General features: G+C 66.5%; 15 protein-coding genes. 3 read left to right on the top strand and 12 right to left on the bottom strand.

What is annotated here, in order from left to right; translation table 11 throughout:
* Positions 1-95: 95 nt before the first annotated feature.
* The 7 genes from AC1ROX_RS09240 to AC1ROX_RS09210 all read right to left on the bottom strand — a co-directional run bounded on the left by AC1ROX_RS09240 (position 96) and on the right by AC1ROX_RS09210 (position 6269).
* Positions 96-449, bottom strand: coding sequence for a hypothetical protein (locus AC1ROX_RS09240; RefSeq protein WP_493124657.1), 354 nt, complete (start codon positions 447-449; stop codon positions 96-98).
* Positions 450-464: 15 nt separating this feature from the next.
* On the bottom strand, positions 465-662 hold the full coding sequence (locus AC1ROX_RS09235; protein WP_493124655.1) for a hypothetical protein: 198 nt from the start codon (positions 660-662) through the stop codon (positions 465-467).
* A gap of 60 nt (positions 663-722) precedes the next feature.
* Positions 723-908, bottom strand: coding sequence for a hypothetical protein (locus AC1ROX_RS09230; RefSeq protein WP_493124653.1), 186 nt, complete (start codon positions 906-908; stop codon positions 723-725).
* Positions 905-2071 carry a PepSY-associated TM helix domain-containing protein gene (locus tag AC1ROX_RS09225; RefSeq protein WP_493124652.1) on the bottom strand — a complete coding sequence of 389 codons (1167 nt, stop codon included), beginning with the start codon at positions 2069-2071 and terminating at the stop codon, positions 905-907. The genes AC1ROX_RS09230 and AC1ROX_RS09225 overlap by 4 nt, the downstream gene beginning before the upstream one ends.
* Before the next feature lie 9 nt (positions 2072-2080).
* On the bottom strand, positions 2081-4555 hold the full coding sequence (locus tag AC1ROX_RS09220; protein ID WP_493124650.1) for a TonB-dependent siderophore receptor: 2475 nt from the start codon (positions 4553-4555) through the stop codon (positions 2081-2083).
* 121 nt (positions 4556-4676) lie between these two features.
* On the bottom strand, positions 4677-5696 hold the full coding sequence (locus AC1ROX_RS09215; RefSeq protein WP_493124648.1) for a FecR family protein: 1020 nt from the start codon (positions 5694-5696) through the stop codon (positions 4677-4679).
* Positions 5697-5747: 51 nt separating this feature from the next.
* Positions 5748-6269 (bottom strand): RNA polymerase sigma factor, encoded by a 522-nt coding sequence (locus AC1ROX_RS09210; protein ID WP_493124646.1) that lies wholly within the window; start codon positions 6267-6269, stop codon positions 5748-5750.
* 62 nt (positions 6270-6331) lie between these two features.
* Between AC1ROX_RS09210 and AC1ROX_RS09205 the strand changes: the two genes are divergently transcribed.
* Both AC1ROX_RS09205 and AC1ROX_RS09200 read left to right on the top strand, forming a co-directional pair.
* Complete coding sequence (locus tag AC1ROX_RS09205; protein WP_493124644.1) at positions 6332-7213, top strand: hypothetical protein; 882 nt, start codon at positions 6332-6334, stop codon at positions 7211-7213.
* Positions 7214-7273: 60 nt separating this feature from the next.
* Positions 7274-10093, top strand: coding sequence for an ATP-binding protein (locus AC1ROX_RS09200; protein ID WP_493124642.1), 2820 nt, complete (start codon positions 7274-7276; stop codon positions 10091-10093).
* Positions 10094-10370: 277 nt separating this feature from the next.
* On the opposite strand, the gene AC1ROX_RS09195 is transcribed toward AC1ROX_RS09200, so the two are convergent.
* The 4 genes from AC1ROX_RS09195 to AC1ROX_RS09180 form a co-directional block, all read right to left on the bottom strand.
* A complete protein-coding gene (locus tag AC1ROX_RS09195; RefSeq protein WP_493124640.1) occupies positions 10371-10892 on the bottom strand; it encodes a nuclear transport factor 2 family protein in 522 nt (173 codons plus the stop codon).
* 13 nt (positions 10893-10905) lie between these two features.
* Positions 10906-11709, bottom strand: coding sequence for an SDR family oxidoreductase (locus tag AC1ROX_RS09190; RefSeq protein ID WP_493124639.1), 804 nt, complete (start codon positions 11707-11709; stop codon positions 10906-10908).
* Between the two features lie 11 nt (positions 11710-11720).
* Positions 11721-12134 (bottom strand): GlcG/HbpS family heme-binding protein, encoded by a 414-nt coding sequence (locus AC1ROX_RS09185; protein WP_493124637.1) that lies wholly within the window; start codon positions 12132-12134, stop codon positions 11721-11723.
* 105 nt (positions 12135-12239) lie between these two features.
* On the bottom strand, positions 12240-12668 hold the full coding sequence (locus AC1ROX_RS09180; protein WP_493124635.1) for a hypothetical protein: 429 nt from the start codon (positions 12666-12668) through the stop codon (positions 12240-12242).
* Positions 12669-12890: 222 nt separating this feature from the next.
* On the opposite strand from AC1ROX_RS09180, the gene AC1ROX_RS09175 reads away from it, so the two are divergent.
* The gene (locus AC1ROX_RS09175; protein ID WP_493124633.1) at positions 12891-14165 is read left to right on the top strand and encodes an MFS transporter; all 1275 of its coding nucleotides are present in this window, start codon (positions 12891-12893) and stop codon (positions 14163-14165) included.
* On the opposite strand, the gene AC1ROX_RS09170 is transcribed toward AC1ROX_RS09175, so the two are convergent.
* Positions 14162-14965 (bottom strand): SDR family NAD(P)-dependent oxidoreductase, encoded by an 804-nt coding sequence (locus AC1ROX_RS09170; protein WP_493124631.1) that lies wholly within the window; start codon positions 14963-14965, stop codon positions 14162-14164. The two genes, AC1ROX_RS09175 and AC1ROX_RS09170, sit on opposite strands and share 4 nt — an antisense overlap.
* Positions 14966-14978: the final 13 nt, after the last annotated feature.

Here is a 14978-nt window from a genome sequence, read left to right as displayed (position 1 = left end):
CCCGAATTGTCCCCGGGACGGTGGGAAATAGCTACGGCGGCGGCTGCATGGCGGCTAGGCCGACGATGCCCGTTGCGCGGCCGCGGGCCGGGACATCAGAGCTGGTAGTAGAGCCCGCCGCACAGGCCGATGACCGCGAGGCCCAGGCCAAAGAGCTTGAAGAAGCGCGCCGACTGGCTGGCCAGCGACTGCTCGTGATGGGCGGCCTGGCGCTGCTCCGCCGACAGATCCCGCTTCGCCTGAAGCTGCGCGGCAAGGAAGCTGGTGTTGAGGCTGCTGGCGACGGGCGTGTCGGCATCGAGCTCGAACTGCGTGCTGACATAGGCGATGGCGAGGCCGATCACGGCGATGCCGAAGAAGGTCGTGTAGGCGACGATGAGGAACGCCACGACGGAGGCCAGCAACCAGGCCGAAAGCCCGATCGTGATGAGGATGGTTCTCGCCGACACGCGTCCCCTCCCCCGCTACCGCGTGATCCGCGCCAGCAGCGCGCCGACGGCACCGCCACCCAGCAAACCCGCAACCATGATCAGGTAACGATCGAGCGTCGTGCCGTTATAGGCATATTCGAAGACCGCGAATGCGCCGATCGCCATGCCGACGAAGGCACCCGGCACGGCCCAGCGATACCAGCGCGGCCGCTCTCCCCACTTCACCCGCATCGTTTCCCCCTGTGTCGGAGTCCAGCGCTCGGAAGTCAGACGTCGGGAGAGCGTAGAGGCTTACGGCCTGCGCCGCACCGGAAGATTGGCGAGCGACCGCAACACGGCGAGCGCAATGGCCAGCAGCGGGATCGAGAGCGCGATCCACGACACGAACCAGAACGCTCCGCCCTCGCCCAGCAGCGCCGACAGGAGGCCGATGACGGTCAGCAGCGCCAGCAGCGTGGGCCAGCGCCAGCATTTCATCGCGCCGGCTCCTGCACCGCCGCTTCTTCGCGCAGGCGCCCCTCGATGGGCGAGCGGCGGCGCGACAGCCAGAGATAGAGGCCGCTGCCCAGCACGACGATGGTCACGAGGTCGAGCAGCGCCCAGATGATCTTGAGCGGCATGCCGCCATAGTCGCCGAAATGCAGCGGCCGCGAGACCTGCAGCGTGCGCAGGTACCAGGGCATCTCGACAACGCTGGCGAGCTTGCCGCTCACCACATCGACCAGAACCGGTGTGAAGAGCCGTCCGGTGAGCGCGGCATTGCCCTTGGTCCAGACGAGATAGTGATGCGGACTTCCGACCCGCACGTTGGGAAACACCACACTTGTGGGCCGGCGCCCCGGCAGGGTTCTGGCCGCCAGGTCGAACGCAGCCTGCACCGAGGAGAAGGACGCGGCTTCGGGCACCGATTGTCCTCGATAGGGTTTCAGCATCTCGGCCACGTCGGTGCGCTGCCAGACGGCGAAGAGCGGCTGCGACAGCTCGTTCATCACGCCGGTCGCACCGACCACGATGGCCCAGGCGATGGTCACCACGCCCAGCATGTTGTGCAGGTCGAGCCACCATAGGCGACGCGACGCGCCCCGGATCTCGCCGAACCGCTGCCGCCGCGCAAAAGGGGCGTAGAGGACGCCGCCGGAGACGACGGCCACCACGAACACCAGCCCCATGAAGCCCAGGAACAGCTCGCCGGGAAGCTCGGCAAAGAGATCGCGATGCAGCCGCAGCATCAGGTCGAGGAAGGTGACCGGCCGCACATCGTAGGGCTCGATCTCGTTCAGCAGTTCGCCGGTCCGGGCATCGAACCGCAGCCGGCGCGAGGTCTTCGGATCGGCCGTCGGCGACGGCAGCATGCCGACCAGAACCTTGGGCTCGTCGTCGTCGACGAAGACGAACCAGACGACGTGGTCGGGCCGCTTCTCCTTCGCCGTCGCGACGATGCGATCGAGGTTGGCAAGCGGCGTGTCCGCGGGCAGGTCCGCGTACGGCGGCTCGTCGCTCAGCAGGTCGCGCAGCTCGTCGCCGAAGATCAGCGGCAGGCCGGTGAGGCAGAAAAGCAGCAGGAACGCCGTGCACACCAGGCTGGTCCATTTATGGACCAGCGCCCAACGCCGCAGCCTCGTGATATCGTCGCGGGCCATGCTCTCCCGTCAAAAATCGGTCGTCAGCGACAGCAGGAAGGTGCGCGGCGCGCCCATCGCCAAACCGAAGGTGCTGGTCGCCGAAGCCCAGTAGTTGGTGTCGAACAGGTTCTCGACGTTCAGGCGCAGCGCCACCGGCTTGCCACCCGGCCGCTCGAAGGCATAGCGCACGCCCGCATCGAAGCGCGTCCAGCCCGGGATGCTCTGATAGTTGGTCGGATCGAGATACTGCGCGCTGGTGTAGATGAGGCGCCCCGAGAAGGTCAGGCCCTTCAGGAAGCTCGCGTCCCATTCCGCGCCGAGATTGAGCTGGACGTTGGGCACGCCCGGCGCGGTCTTGCCCTGCGTGAGGGGTGTCGCGGTGCTGAGCAGCTTGCCTTCCATCAGCGTAATGCCGCCCAGCGGCCGGAAGCCCTCCCACGGCTCGCCGAAGACCATCAGCTCGATACCCTGGTTACGCTGGATGCCGTCGACCGCGAAGACGGCCGTGGACGGGTTGGTGAAGCCCGAGGGCTGTTCGATCTGGAACAGGCTGAGCGTCGACGCGAATTTGCCGAAGTCGACCTTGGCGCCAACCTCGTATTGCTTGGTCTTCATGGGCGCGAACATCTGGCCGGCATTGATGGTGCCGGCCGGCGCCGTCGGTCCCTGCTGCAGCCCTTCGATCCAGTTGCCGTAGATCGACACATTGTCCCACGGCTTCACGATGAAGCCGAGCGCCGGCGAGAAGGCGCTCTGGTCGTAGGACGCCGTGATCGCCCCAGTCACGTTGCTGAAGTTGGTGACCTGGACGCGCTGCAGGCGGCCGCCGAAGATGAACTGGATGCGCTCGTCGAACACCGACGCCACGTCGGCCACGGCAAGGCTCGTGAGCTGCGTGCCGGCGATCTTCGGCGGATTGAGGGTCGGTACGAAGGGCTTCGCAATGAAGGTGGGATTGTAGAGGTTCGACGGAATGGAGACGAGGACCGGCGAGAGCGAGCCGTTCTCCAGGTAGACGCGCGTGCCGGTGACCGACAGAGAGTGGCTCACCGGACCGGTCGTGGCGCGGCCGCGCACGCCCGCCGTCTGGGTATCCGCGTTCGACCAGCCCGGGAAATTGAACGGCGCATCGGTCAGATTGCCGTTGGCATTGGTGATCGTGGCGAAACCGGACAGGCTGGAATATTTCTGCTGGCGGCCGCCGATCGCGGCAAAGGCCGTCCAGTCGGGCGTGATGTCGAACTCGCCCTGGACGGCGCCGAACAGATCGTCCGTCTGCATGTAGGTCCAGGGCTGGAACCAGTTGGCGCGGCCGCCCGGCGCCGCCGGCACCGCGACTCCCGCGGCAACATAGGTGGGACGCAGCGGCGAGTTCACGGTCTGCGTCTGGTAGCCATAGTCGAACGAGAGCCGGACGCGATCGCCCTTGAAATCCATGCCGAAGACGGCGGCACCCAGCTCCTGTGTCTGGCGGTCGACAGCCGTCGGACCGTTGCGATAAGTGCCGTTGAAACGCACGCCATATTCCTTATCGTCGCCAAACCGGCGGCCGAAATCGACGGCTCCACCGAACTGCGCCCCCGAGGCGTAGGTGGCGGTGACCCGGTTGAGCGGGTCGTTGGCGGCGCGCTTCGGCACCAGGTTGATGCTGCCGCTGACGCTGCCGAACGGCGGCATGCCGTTCAGCATGGCGTTCGGGCCCTTCAGGATCTCGACCCTCTCGAGATAGTCAGGCGTCACTTGAACAGGGGGCGCGACGCCGTAGAGGCCGTTGAAGGCCCAATCGTTATTGTTGAAGTTGAATCCTCGGATCATCAACGGTGTCGTGTAACTGACCGCCGACCAGGAATTGCGCACCGACGGGTCGTTGGCGACGACGTCGGCAAGAGTGCGCGCATTCTGGTTGCGCATGAGCTCGGAGGTGTAGCTCGTCTGGTTGAACGGCGTGTTCATGAAGGTGCGCTCGCCGAGGACGCCGACCTGCGCGCCGGTCGCCACCTGCCCGCCCGCATAGGGCGCCGGCAGGTTGTCGATCATGGCCTGCGGCGGCACCAGGTTGCCCTGCACCTGCACTGGATCGAGCTGCATCGCGCCGCTCGAATCGGGCGCGCGGGCCAGCGTGACGGTGGTCGGCCCGGTGAAGCTGAACGACACGCCGGTCCCGACCAGCAATTGCTGCAGGGCCTCGCGCGGGGTCATCGAGCCGGACACGCCCGGCGACTGAAGGGGTGCGAGATCGCTCGAGCGATAGGCGAAGGAGACGCCGGCCTGTTCGGCGAAACGGTCCAGTGCCGAGCTGAGCGGCTGTGGCGTGATGGAGAAGCTGCGCGCCACGTCGGCCTGCGCCACCTGCGACGCCGGCGCAATCGCCAGCGGATCGTCAGCCCTCGCCGGGGACTGAAGGGCGACCGTTAAGCCCGCCACGCCCGCCGCACCGAAGACGATCTTCCGAATACGCCCGCCCGGGCCAACCGGCCTGCCCGCACCATTTTCCCGCATCATCACTCTTTCACGCAGTTGCTATCGGCAGCGAGCGGGCGGCGGCTTCCGCTCCTGTCATTCAAGGACCGATTGAACAGTGGGTGATCGGTGCCGAATTCTGAAAAAATTATGGCGAAGGCGCTTAGCGCACGATGACGAGCCAGTTCGTCACGCGTGTCACCGAGAGACCATGTGTGGCGGCCAGCGCGTCGACGCCACCATCGATGTCGGTCAGCGCAAGGCGCGCAGTGACGGGGCTCTGACGTGCTGCCTCACCCAGCAGGATCAACCGGCCGGGACGGTAGCGGCCGATCTCGGCAAGCGCCTCGCCCAGCGGCCGGCCGCGTATCACGATGCTGCCGTGACGCCAGGCTGTGACGGTCGCGGCATCGATCGAGCGGACCGGTCCCGGCGCCGCGCCCTTCCGGTAGCTCACCTGCTGTCCTGCCTCGACGAGGCTGGGCGCCTGCGCCGATGCGAGCGCTGTGTCGGGCGACGTGACCCGCACGACGCCCTCGGTCACCGTCACCGTGGCGCCGCCCTCCTCGTGGCGGACCGCGAAGGCCGTGCCGACCGCGGTCGCTCGACCTCCGGCCGCCACGACATCGAAGGGCCGCTGGGCGTCCTTGCTGACCTGGAACCAGGCTTCCCCGTGCAGCAGCGTCACCACGCGCCGCCGGTCCGAATAGGCGACATCGATCGCACTGTCGGTATTCAGGAGTGCGACCGATCCGTCCGGCAGGACGACACGCCGCTGTTCGCCTGCCTGCGTGCCGTGATCCGCCAACAGTCGGCCGGGCAGATTGGACAGCGACGGCATCGCCAGGAAGAAAATCAGGCAGGCAACCGCGAGCAGCGAGGAGGCCGCGGCAAAAACCGGCCAGCGGCGCTTGCGCGGCAACGGAACGGGCGTCTGTCGATCGGCCGGCTCCTGCCCTTGCGGCGCAAAGGCCTGCTCCAGGGCGCCGGCGTCGCGCCACATCGCGGCAACCTCGTCATAGGCCGCGCGATGGCGCGGATCGGCATCGTGCCAGGCCTGGAAGCGCGCCTGCTCGGCCAAGGAGGGCGTGCCCTCCTGGCGACGCAGCAGCCAGCCCAGCGCCGCGTCCGCGATGGACGCTTGGTCGCTCTCTGGGTTCTGCGATTTGCCGGGTTCTGTCACGATGGTTCGATCACGTTGTCAGGCGCTCATGGAATAGACCGATTGGCCGGGCTATTTCCCGTGCTCCCCGTCCCGAACCGAACGCCGGGCTCGCAGGAGCGTATCCATCACCAGCTTGAGGTCCTTGTAGACCGTGGTGGCGCCCAGTCCGAGGATCGCCGCGACCTCGGCCTGCGATTTGCCTTCGTAGCGAATGAGGTGAAAGACCTGGCGGGCGCGCTCCGGCAGCGCGCGCACCACTTCCTCGAAATAGCGCAGCTCGTCGCGCGCCGCGGCATGGCGTTCCGGCGTCAGCGCATCGGTGCGCCGCCACGCCACTTCCCCTGCCTCGTCGAGGATTTCGCTGCGCCGACGCTCGACCCGCAGATGATCGGTCGCGAGATTGGCCGCCATGCCGAACAGATAGGCCTTGCGGTCGCGGATATCGGGATGATCGGCGCCGCCCAGCAGCTTCAGGTAAAGGTCATGGGCGATGTCGGAGGCCAGGTGCATCGAGCCGAGCCGCCGCGCGAGATAGCGCAGCAGCTCCCACTCATGCTCCCGATAGGCCTGCAACATCGACGATTCAGGCATACTTCTCGCCCAACCAACTCCCTAACCTTGGCCGACAATACAGAGATGAGATTGATTCTCAATTGGAAATGACACCGGCCTTCGACGACCTCCCCGTGCCTTTGTCGCTGGGCTCAACCTTCTTCAGCCCGGCGATCGAGCAGGTGCGCAAGTTTGCCTATGCCGTCGAGGATGAGAGCGGCTGGCTCGTGGGCGATCCCGCCGACGGCCTCGTCCATCCGCAATTCCTGTCGACCTACATGTGGTTTCCGTCGGGCTTCTATCTGCGCGCGCCGGGCGAGATCGGGCATTTCGGCCTGTTCCGGCAACGCTACGATCACCTGGTCGGCACGCCGTTCCTGCACGGCAAATCGTCGGCGCAGTTCCTGCGCCCCTTTCGACTCGGGAGGCCGATCCGCGCCGACGTGGCGGTGGTCGAGAAATCCCGCAAGCGCGGTCGCGACTTCATCGTCATGCGCGCCTCGTTCTTCGACGCCGACGACAAGACGCTCGCCATCTTCGACCATAGTTGCGCCATCCGCAGCGACAGCGTGCAGCGCGCGGCGGCGCCTCCTCCATCACCGGCTGCAACGCCCGTGAGTGAGCTTCCGCCACGCCGCATCGAAATGTCTTTGGAGAAATCGCGGCTCTTCAGCCTGCCCGCAGAGAACTATCATACGCACGATCATCTCGCGCAGGCGATCGGCGCGCGCGTCGCCATCCCGGCCGCGATGATGTCCTTCGCCTACCTCTCCCGCTTCGCGCAGGATGTGTTCGGCGACGAAGCCTGGATCTCGCGCGGAAAACTCGACGCAACCTTCACCCGCATGCTCCAGCGCGACGACGTGCTGAGCGTCGAAGGTCGCCCGCAGGACGGCGCCGACGATGCCCTGGATCTCGCTATATACAATGCACGCCGCACGCCCGTCGCGGTGGCGACGGCGCGCCTGCTCAAGCAAACTTGACCGCTCCTCCACGGAGGAATTGTTAGAAGCTCCTCGTGTCCGCGTGCATCAGGAGACCGAATGTCTTCCTCGGTACGATTTGCTGAGTTTGGTCCCTTCCGGCTCTTCCCCGCCGAGCGGCGTCTCGTGCTGCAGGATGAGGAGGTTGGACTGGGCAGCCGCGCCCTCGATATCCTCGTCGTGCTGCTGGAACAGGCCGGCCGCATCGTGCCGAAGCAGGAGTTGTTCGCCAGGGTCTGGCCCGACATCACCGTCGAGGAAAGCAGCCTGCGCGTCCACATCGCGGGCCTGCGCAAGGCCCTCAAGGCCGAGGGTCGCGCCTTGCCCTACATCGTGACCAGCGCGGGCCGCGGCTACAGCTTCGCCGGCCGCGTGACCTGGCATGAACCGCGCGAGGAGGCCGTCCCCGCCCGACCCGTCTCGGCGCAGCGCATCACGAGCCTGCCGCGGCGACCGCCGCGCATCCTCGGTCGCGACGCCGACATCATCGAGATCTCGCGATTGCTGGCCCGGCACCGCTTCGTGACGATCCACGGCGCCGGAGGCATCGGCAAGACGACGGCGGCGCTGGCGGTCGCGCACAATCATCTCGGCGCCTTCGCCGACGGCGTCTTCTTCCTCGATCTCGGCCTGCGCAGCCCGCACGACAATCTCGCCCAGATCGTCGCCTGCTCGCTGGGTGTGATGGCGGATTCGAGCGATCCGACCGGCAGCATCGTGGACCATCTTCGCCATCGCGAAGCCCTTCTGGTCTTCGATTGCTGCGAGCATCTGATCGACGCGGCGGCGAAACTGGCCGAGACCATCGTCCACGAGACGTCGCAGGTGAGCCTCCTCGCGACCAGTCGCGAAATCCTCCGCGCCGAGGGCGAGCACGTCTATCCGCTGCCGTCGCTGGCCGCGCCGCCGCAAGGCGCGCGCACCAGCAGCGCGCAGCTCCTCGACTATCCGGCCAGCCAGCTCTTCGTCGAGCGCGCGGTCGCGGGCGGGCATCGCCGCCGCATGACCGACAGCGAGGCCGAGACCGTCGCCGACATCTGCCGCAAGGTCGACGGCATCGCGCTCGCGCTGGAGCTGATCGCGGGCCGCATCGGCACGCACGGTTTCCAGGAGACGGCCACGCTCCTCGACAGCCGGCTGAAGCTGCTATGGCAGGGACGCCGCACCGCCCTGCCGCGCCACCAGACACTGCATGCGACGCTCGACTGGAGCTACGGGCTGATCGCCGAGCGCGAACGGATGGTGCTGCGCCGGCTCTCGGTGTTCGTGGGACCCTTCATCATCGAGGCCGCGCAGGCGGTTGCGGCCGACGACGCGCTCGATCCGACCGAGGTGGCCGCCGATCTGGCGCAGCTCGCCGCCAAGTCTCTGGTCGTCGTCGACACGAGCGACGGCAAGACGCGCTACCGCCTGCTCGACATCACGCGTGCCTATGCGCAGTCGAAGCTCGCTCTGTCGGGCGAGGCCGATATCGTCGCCCGCCGCCATGCACGCTACTACGCCGAGCTGCTCCGGCACTTCGTCGTGCACAATCACCAGATCGGCGAATACGGGCCCGAGCATCTGGCCAACATTCGCGCCGGACTGGAATGGTGCTTCGGCCCGGCCGGCGATGCCGAACTGGCCGTCAAGCTGACCAACGCCGCGACGCGATTGTTCCGCGAGTTCTCGCTGCTCGGCGAATGCCGGCTCTGGTGCGAGCGCGCCCTTGCGGTGCTCGACGCGCCGCTCAGCGGCACCTTCTGGGAGATGAACCTCCATTCGTCGCTGGCCTATTGCATCATGTTCACCGCGGGCAACGACGAGCGCTCGCGCGCGGCGTTCGAGGCCGGGCTGAAACTTTCGGCGACGATCCGCGATCCGTTCTTCCAGTTCCGGCTGCTGGCCAACTACCACATGTATCACCGCCGCAAGGGCGAGCTCGACCCGCTGCTCGCCATCGCGCACGAGGCCGAGGCGCTGGCGCCGGTGCTGCAGGAGCCGACGGGGACCGTGGCGGCTCACGTTATGCTGGGCATCTCACACCATCTCAGCGGCAACCTCGAGGCGGCACGGGCGGCGCTGGAAGCCTCGCAGGACCTGCGGCCCGAGCCCTACCGTTTCGCGACCAATTATCTCGGCTTCCATCAGGATCGCCGGATCGTGCTGGCGCGGACTCTGTGGCTGCAGGGTTTCCCCACGCAGGCGCTGGCCCTCCTGCAGGAAGAGGAAGCGGCGGAACGGCGCGATCCCGTCACCGCCTGCCTGACCCTGATCTGGGCGACGACGATCCTGTTGTGGACCGGCGACTGGAAGAAGGCCGAGGCCTATATCGAGGACCTGATCCAGGTGGCGGCCGAGAATTCCCTCGCGCCGTACAGAACGCTCGGTCTCGGCCTCAAGGGCGAGCTGCTGGTGCGCCGCGGCGAGGTGCGAGAGGGCCTGCGCCTGCTGCGCGAATCGCTGACCGGCCTGCGCAGCCAACGCTACGAACTCTTCGTGCCGGCATTGAGTTGTGCGATGGCCGAGGGCCTGGCGTCGCTCGGCCAGCTCGATCTCGCACTGGCGCAATTGGACGAGACCTTCGCGTCGATCGCACCGGGCGACGTCCATAACGGCCCCGAGCTGCTGCGCGTGCATGGCGAGGTGCTCCTGCAGGCCGGCAACGAGCGCGCCGCCGAACAGGCTTTCCGCGAGTCGCTGGAGCTGGCCGACCGACAAGGCGCCCTCTCCTGGCGCCTGCGCACCGCGACCAGCCTTGCACGCCTGGAGAGACCTCCCGATGCCCACGCGATCCTGTCCGACACCTACGCCCGCTTCAGCGAAGGGTTCGAGACAGCGGACCTCAGGGCGGCGAAGCGCGTACTCGACACCAAAGGTCCCTCGCTGCGCTCGGGATGACAATGGGTGTCGCTGCGCCTTCTCTTGTCATCCCGAGCGCAGCGAGGGACCTTTCATCATCCTCACCCGCCATCCGGCAACGGCACCCGCCCCCGGCGTAGCAGCTTCCGCAACTCCGCCAGTCCCCGCTCGTGATGGCCGTTCCGGCAATCGCACTCGACAGCATATTCTGCGCGCGCCTTCTGGCCGCTGTGGAAGGTGGAATGCGACTCGTAGCGGAGCCACAGCCCGTAGAGATCGATGCAGAGGTCGAGCGGCGTGCCCTGCACCGATCCGACTAAGGGGTCGGCTGGACGCGGCTCCACAGTTCGTTGAACTCGATGCTGTCGAACATGGCGGTCGCCTTGACGACCTTGCCATCGCGCATGTCGAAGTACCAGGTGTAGGTGTTGACGTAGGGCTTGCCGTCCTTGGCGATCGTCTTGGCATCGAAGAAGATCACCACCATGTCGCCGTCGGCATAGATGCCGTGCACGGTGGGCTTCAGCGGCGCCTGCATGCGGGCGTTGAACGGCCGGATGACCTCGACCAGGAAGGCTTCCTTGTTGGGGTAGGTCTTCGATGCAGCCGAGCGGCCGGTGATCGTCCAGGTCGCATTGTCGTCCAGCAGCTCGAACGGGTTGCCCGTGCCGTTGGCCCAGGCGGTAAAACGATCCTGCACGAGCGCCTTGTTGCGCTCCTGCTTGGTTGGAGCATTGGCCATCATCGTCTCTCCCTGATTGGCGCCGGCGGATGCGTGAAAGGCGGCCATTCCGAGGGCGACCGCCGCCACCACAAGCGAAATGCGAAAACCGGGCATCGCTCCCTCCCCGCTAGATCGTGTTTTCCCAGGCGTCGGTCTGGTGCTTCTTCAACATGTCCTCGATGACCTTGGGCACGACGTTGCGGAACTTGCCCGTGTCGGCCGGCACGATCTCGATCATGCGGTCGATCATCTCCTTCGGATCCATCTTGCCCTCGGGCGTGGCGAAGAAATCGTCGAAGCCCTTGCGCAGATCGGCACGCTTGGTGAAGTTCTTCGTGTCGTCGAGCCAGCGGAAGGGATTGTCCGCCATCGTCTCGTTATAGCCGGTGTAATAGGCGCCCGGATTGATGGTCTGGACCTTGATGCCGTAGGCGGCCAGCTCCTGCTGCAGCGCCTCGGCGATCGCCTCGAGCGCATGCTTGGTCGAGACGTACGTGCCCCAGTTGGCCGGCGTGAACAGGCCGCCCATCGACGAGGTGAAGACGACCTTGCCCTTCTTCTTCTCCCGCACCCACTTCTGCACGACGTCCTGCGTCAGGGTGAGCGGCAGGAAGACGTTGACCTCGTAGTTCTTGCGCACGAGATCGACCGGGATCTCCCAGACCGGTCCCGCCTCGCCCATGCCGGCATTGTTCCACAGCACGTCGAAGTCCCACGACTGGGCCTGCTTGATGTCGTAGGGGTCCGTGAGATCGAGGCGCTCGACACGGAAGTTCTTGAGGCCGAGCTCCGCGGCTTCCTCGCGCAGCGGCGTGACCTGCGACGAGACCTGCGCGCAGGCGATCAGGCTGTGGCCGTTCTTCGCCATGCCGATGGCGGCGGCCTTGCCGAAGCCCGAGCCGGCGCCGGTGACGAGGATGGTCTTGGACATGGGATTCTCCTTCAGTGGGTAAGATGTTCGAAGGCCGCGAGGGCCGCCTGGGCGACCTCGAAATCCTGCGCGACCGTGCCGCCGGATATGCCGACCGCACCGATGAGGGCGCCGTCGCGTGACTTGAGCGGGATGCCGCCGGCAAACGGCGCAAGGCCGCCATTGCTGAGTTCCAGACCGGGCGCCGGCGCGCCGGGCTTGCAGTAATCCCAGACGGCCTCGCTGTTGGCCTGGAACAGCACGGACGTGCGCGCCTTGCGGATGGCGACGTCGATCGAGCCCAGCACCGCGCCGTCCATGCGCCGGAAGGCCTTGAGATGCGTGCCGGCGTCGAGCACGGCGACAATCACCGGCAGCCCGAGCTCGAGCGCCTTGGCGGCGGCGCCGTCGATGACGGCCTGTGCCTGGTGGGACGTGATCTGCATGGCGTTCTCTCCGCTCCCGTCGTCCTGACGGGGCGGAAGATCGCGGCTGGGAGGTCGCCGGGCGAGTTAAGTGTTGTGAAGGGTTGTGAAGGCGCCGCGCCGGGCCTAGTTCCGGGTCAATCGATCCGAGTAGGTGAAGCAGGCGCCGTTGTTGCCGTCGTAACTGTATTTTCGCACGATGCCCTTATCGTCGACGATCAGGCGCAGCGTGCAGGACAATGTATAGTCTTGCGTCGAATAGGTCGTCGTCTGCGCCGACACAGGCTTGGTGCCCACATAGGCGGTGGAGTAGCTCGTCGTGGGCACGATCGAGGTGCCCTGGTGTGTCGTGGACCAGGTATAGACCTTCTGGCCCATGATGGTCTGCTCGGCGTTCGGAAAACCGAGCTTGCCAACCGCGACGTCGACCGGCTGCCCGACCAGCTTCGGCATCTCTTTCTCCAGCACGCTGAACGAGGTGCAACCGCCCAGGACGAGCGCGGCCATCAGCAGAGGCAGGGGCGCAGCAGCCCGCAAAAGACCTGTGTATTTCAATTGTTCCCTCCCGGGATGTTGACTTGGAAGAAGATCTATCCGGATTGTATGTCTATATTTTGTTGCTCGTTATAGTTGCAATCTGGGAGCCCCGACCGCATCCGGCGGGCGGAATGGATCGATTGCGATGGTCCTGCCCTGCCGATAGCACTACAGGCAAGCAACGCGCCACCGGCACATGCCGGTCGAGAAAGCGGGAATGGAAAGAGGAAACGCTACCTGATGTCGCCGGGTATTCGGCGACAGGCCGGAATCATCGTGGCGACCCTGGCGACCGCCTATGTCGCCAGCCACTTCTTCCGTGCGGCCAATGTCACGATCGGGCTCGACCTGATGCGCGACCTGGGCATCGGGGCGGGCGCGCTGGGCGCACTGACGGGGGCTTTCTTCTTCGGCTTCTCGGCGATGCAGATCCCCTGTGGCTTCCTGTTCGACCGCTACGGGCCGCGCCGCACCGTGACCGGCATGCTGGTCGTCGCCGTAGTCGGGGCGACCCTGTTCACCTTGGCGCCGGGCTGGCCGCAACTGCTCGCCGGCCGGGCGCTGATGGGTGCGGGTTTCGGCGTCATGCTGATCGGCAGCATGGTGGTGATCTCGCGCTGGTTCCCGCCCGACCGGTTCGCCACGCTGGCCGGCATCGTCCTGTCCGTCGGCCTGCTGGGCAACCTCTTGGCCACCACGCCGCTCGCCTGGGGTACGGAGCAGATCGGCTGGCGCGGCGTGTTCGGGATCATGGTGGCTTTCACGGCGCTGGCGGCACTCGGTGTCTGGCTGATCGTGCGCGACGCGCCGCCGGGCCATCCCTTCCTCGCGCGCAAGCCCGAATCGGCGGCCGAGATGATGCGCGGGCTGGGCGAGGTCCTGAAGAACCCGCAGCTCAAGTTCATCATCGCGCTCAATTTCTGCAACTACGCCTGCACCTTCACCATCCAGGGCCTGTGGGGCGGTCCCTTCCTGCGCGAGGTCCACGGGCTGACACCGGTCGAGTCCGGCAACGTGCTGCTGGTCGCGGTGATCGCCTACCAGATCGGCATGCTGACCATCAGCCCGCTCGACCGCGTGTTCGACACGCGCAAGCGCATCGCCATGGCCGGCACCTTGTCGGTCGCCGTCATCCTCGCCGTGCTCGCTTTGTGGGCCAGGGCGCCGCTGTGGGTCGCGGTCGCCGCGATCGTCGGGATCGGCTTCCTCAGCCCCTGCAGCACCATGGTGATGACGCATGGCCGCGGGATCTTCCCCGACCGGCTGATCGGCCGCGGCATCGCCACCATGAACACCAGCGTGATGCTGGGCGTCGCCTGCATGCAGACCCTGTCGGGCATCATCATCGGCGCCTTCCCGCCCCTGCCCGACGGCGCCCGCTCCGAAGAAGCCTATCGCACGCTGTTCGGCTTCATGGTCGCGGTGCTGGCGGTGGCAATGACGATCTACAGCCGATCGACGGACATCCGGCCCAGCGACGAGCTGCGCGCCCGCCAGGCCGCCCTGAAAGCCTAGGCGAGCCCCAGCCCCATGCCGCCGTCGACGCGCAGGATCTCGCCGGTGATGAACTGGGCCTCGTCGGAAGCGAGGAACAGCGCGGCATAGGCGGTATCGTAACCGGTGCCCATCTTGCCCCGCAGCGGCACCATGCGATTGCGTTCGGCGCGGACCTCCGCGGTCGACCGGCCGGTCGCCTGGGAGATGCCGGTGATGGCCATCGGCGTGTCCATGAAGCCCATCATGATGGCGTTGGCCCGGATGCCGTAGCGGGCGTTGGATTGGGCCACATGCGTCGTCAGCCGGTTCACCGCCGCCTTCGAAACCTCGTAGGCCATCTGCGTCGCACCGCTGGTCGCCGCAAGCGAGGAGATGTTGACGATCGAGCCGCCCTTCTGGGTGCGCATCACCGGGATGGCCGCCTTTATCGTCTGCCACATGCCCTTCAGGTTCACGTCCAGGATGCGGTCCAGCACCTGCTCCTCGATGCGATGGGCCGGTGCGTCGCCGCCGCCGCCGATGCCGACATTGTTGATCAGGATGTCGATGCGGCCGTAGCGCGTCACCGCTTCCTTGACGATGCGGGCGCAGTCGGCGGCGACCGTGATGTCCGCTTCCATCGCCGAAACGACAGCTCCCGTGGAAGAAATATCCTTCGCCGTCTTCTCCGCCCGCTCGGCGCTGCGGTCGACGCAGAGGACCGTCGCGCCCTCGCGCGCAAGCAGCTGGGCAATGGCCGCGCCATTGCCGATCGTTTCGCCCGGGGTCTGCCCGGCGCCGACGACGACGGCGACCTTTCCTTCAACACGCTTCGACATGTCTTGCTTCCTT

Source organism: Reyranella sp. GW821-FHT14A01 (assembly GCF_058803965.1).
Note: the sequence above shows the minus strand (reverse complement) of the source record. Positions and strands in the feature narration are given on the sequence as shown.

Bases quoted from the DNA above. Each gene is read 5' to 3' on its own strand.
- AC1ROX_RS09225 (WP_493124652.1), bottom strand. From the start codon at position 2,071: ATGGCCCGCGACGATATCACGAGGCTGCGGCGTTGGGCGCTGGTCCAT.
- AC1ROX_RS09220 (WP_493124650.1), bottom strand. From the start codon at position 4,555: ATGATGCGGGAAAATGGTGCGGGCAGGCCGGTTGGCCCGGGCGGGCGT.
- AC1ROX_RS09185 (WP_493124637.1), bottom strand. From the start codon at position 12,134: ATGCAGATCACGTCCCACCAGGCACAGGCCGTCATCGACGGCGCCGCC.
- AC1ROX_RS09195 (WP_493124640.1), bottom strand. From the start codon at position 10,892: ATGCCCGGTTTTCGCATTTCGCTTGTGGTGGCGGCGGTCGCCCTCGGA.
- AC1ROX_RS09175 (WP_493124633.1), top strand. From the start codon at position 12,891: ATGTCGCCGGGTATTCGGCGACAGGCCGGAATCATCGTGGCGACCCTG.
- AC1ROX_RS09230 (WP_493124653.1), bottom strand. From the start codon at position 908: ATGAAATGCTGGCGCTGGCCCACGCTGCTGGCGCTGCTGACCGTCATC.
- AC1ROX_RS09210 (WP_493124646.1), bottom strand. From the start codon at position 6,269: ATGCCTGAATCGTCGATGTTGCAGGCCTATCGGGAGCATGAGTGGGAG.
- AC1ROX_RS09190 (WP_493124639.1), bottom strand. From the start codon at position 11,709: ATGTCCAAGACCATCCTCGTCACCGGCGCCGGCTCGGGCTTCGGCAAG.
- AC1ROX_RS09170 (WP_493124631.1), bottom strand. From the start codon at position 14,965: ATGTCGAAGCGTGTTGAAGGAAAGGTCGCCGTCGTCGTCGGCGCCGGG.
- AC1ROX_RS09235 (WP_493124655.1), bottom strand. From the start codon at position 662: ATGCGGGTGAAGTGGGGAGAGCGGCCGCGCTGGTATCGCTGGGCCGTG.
- AC1ROX_RS09200 (WP_493124642.1), top strand. From the start codon at position 7,274: ATGTCTTCCTCGGTACGATTTGCTGAGTTTGGTCCCTTCCGGCTCTTC.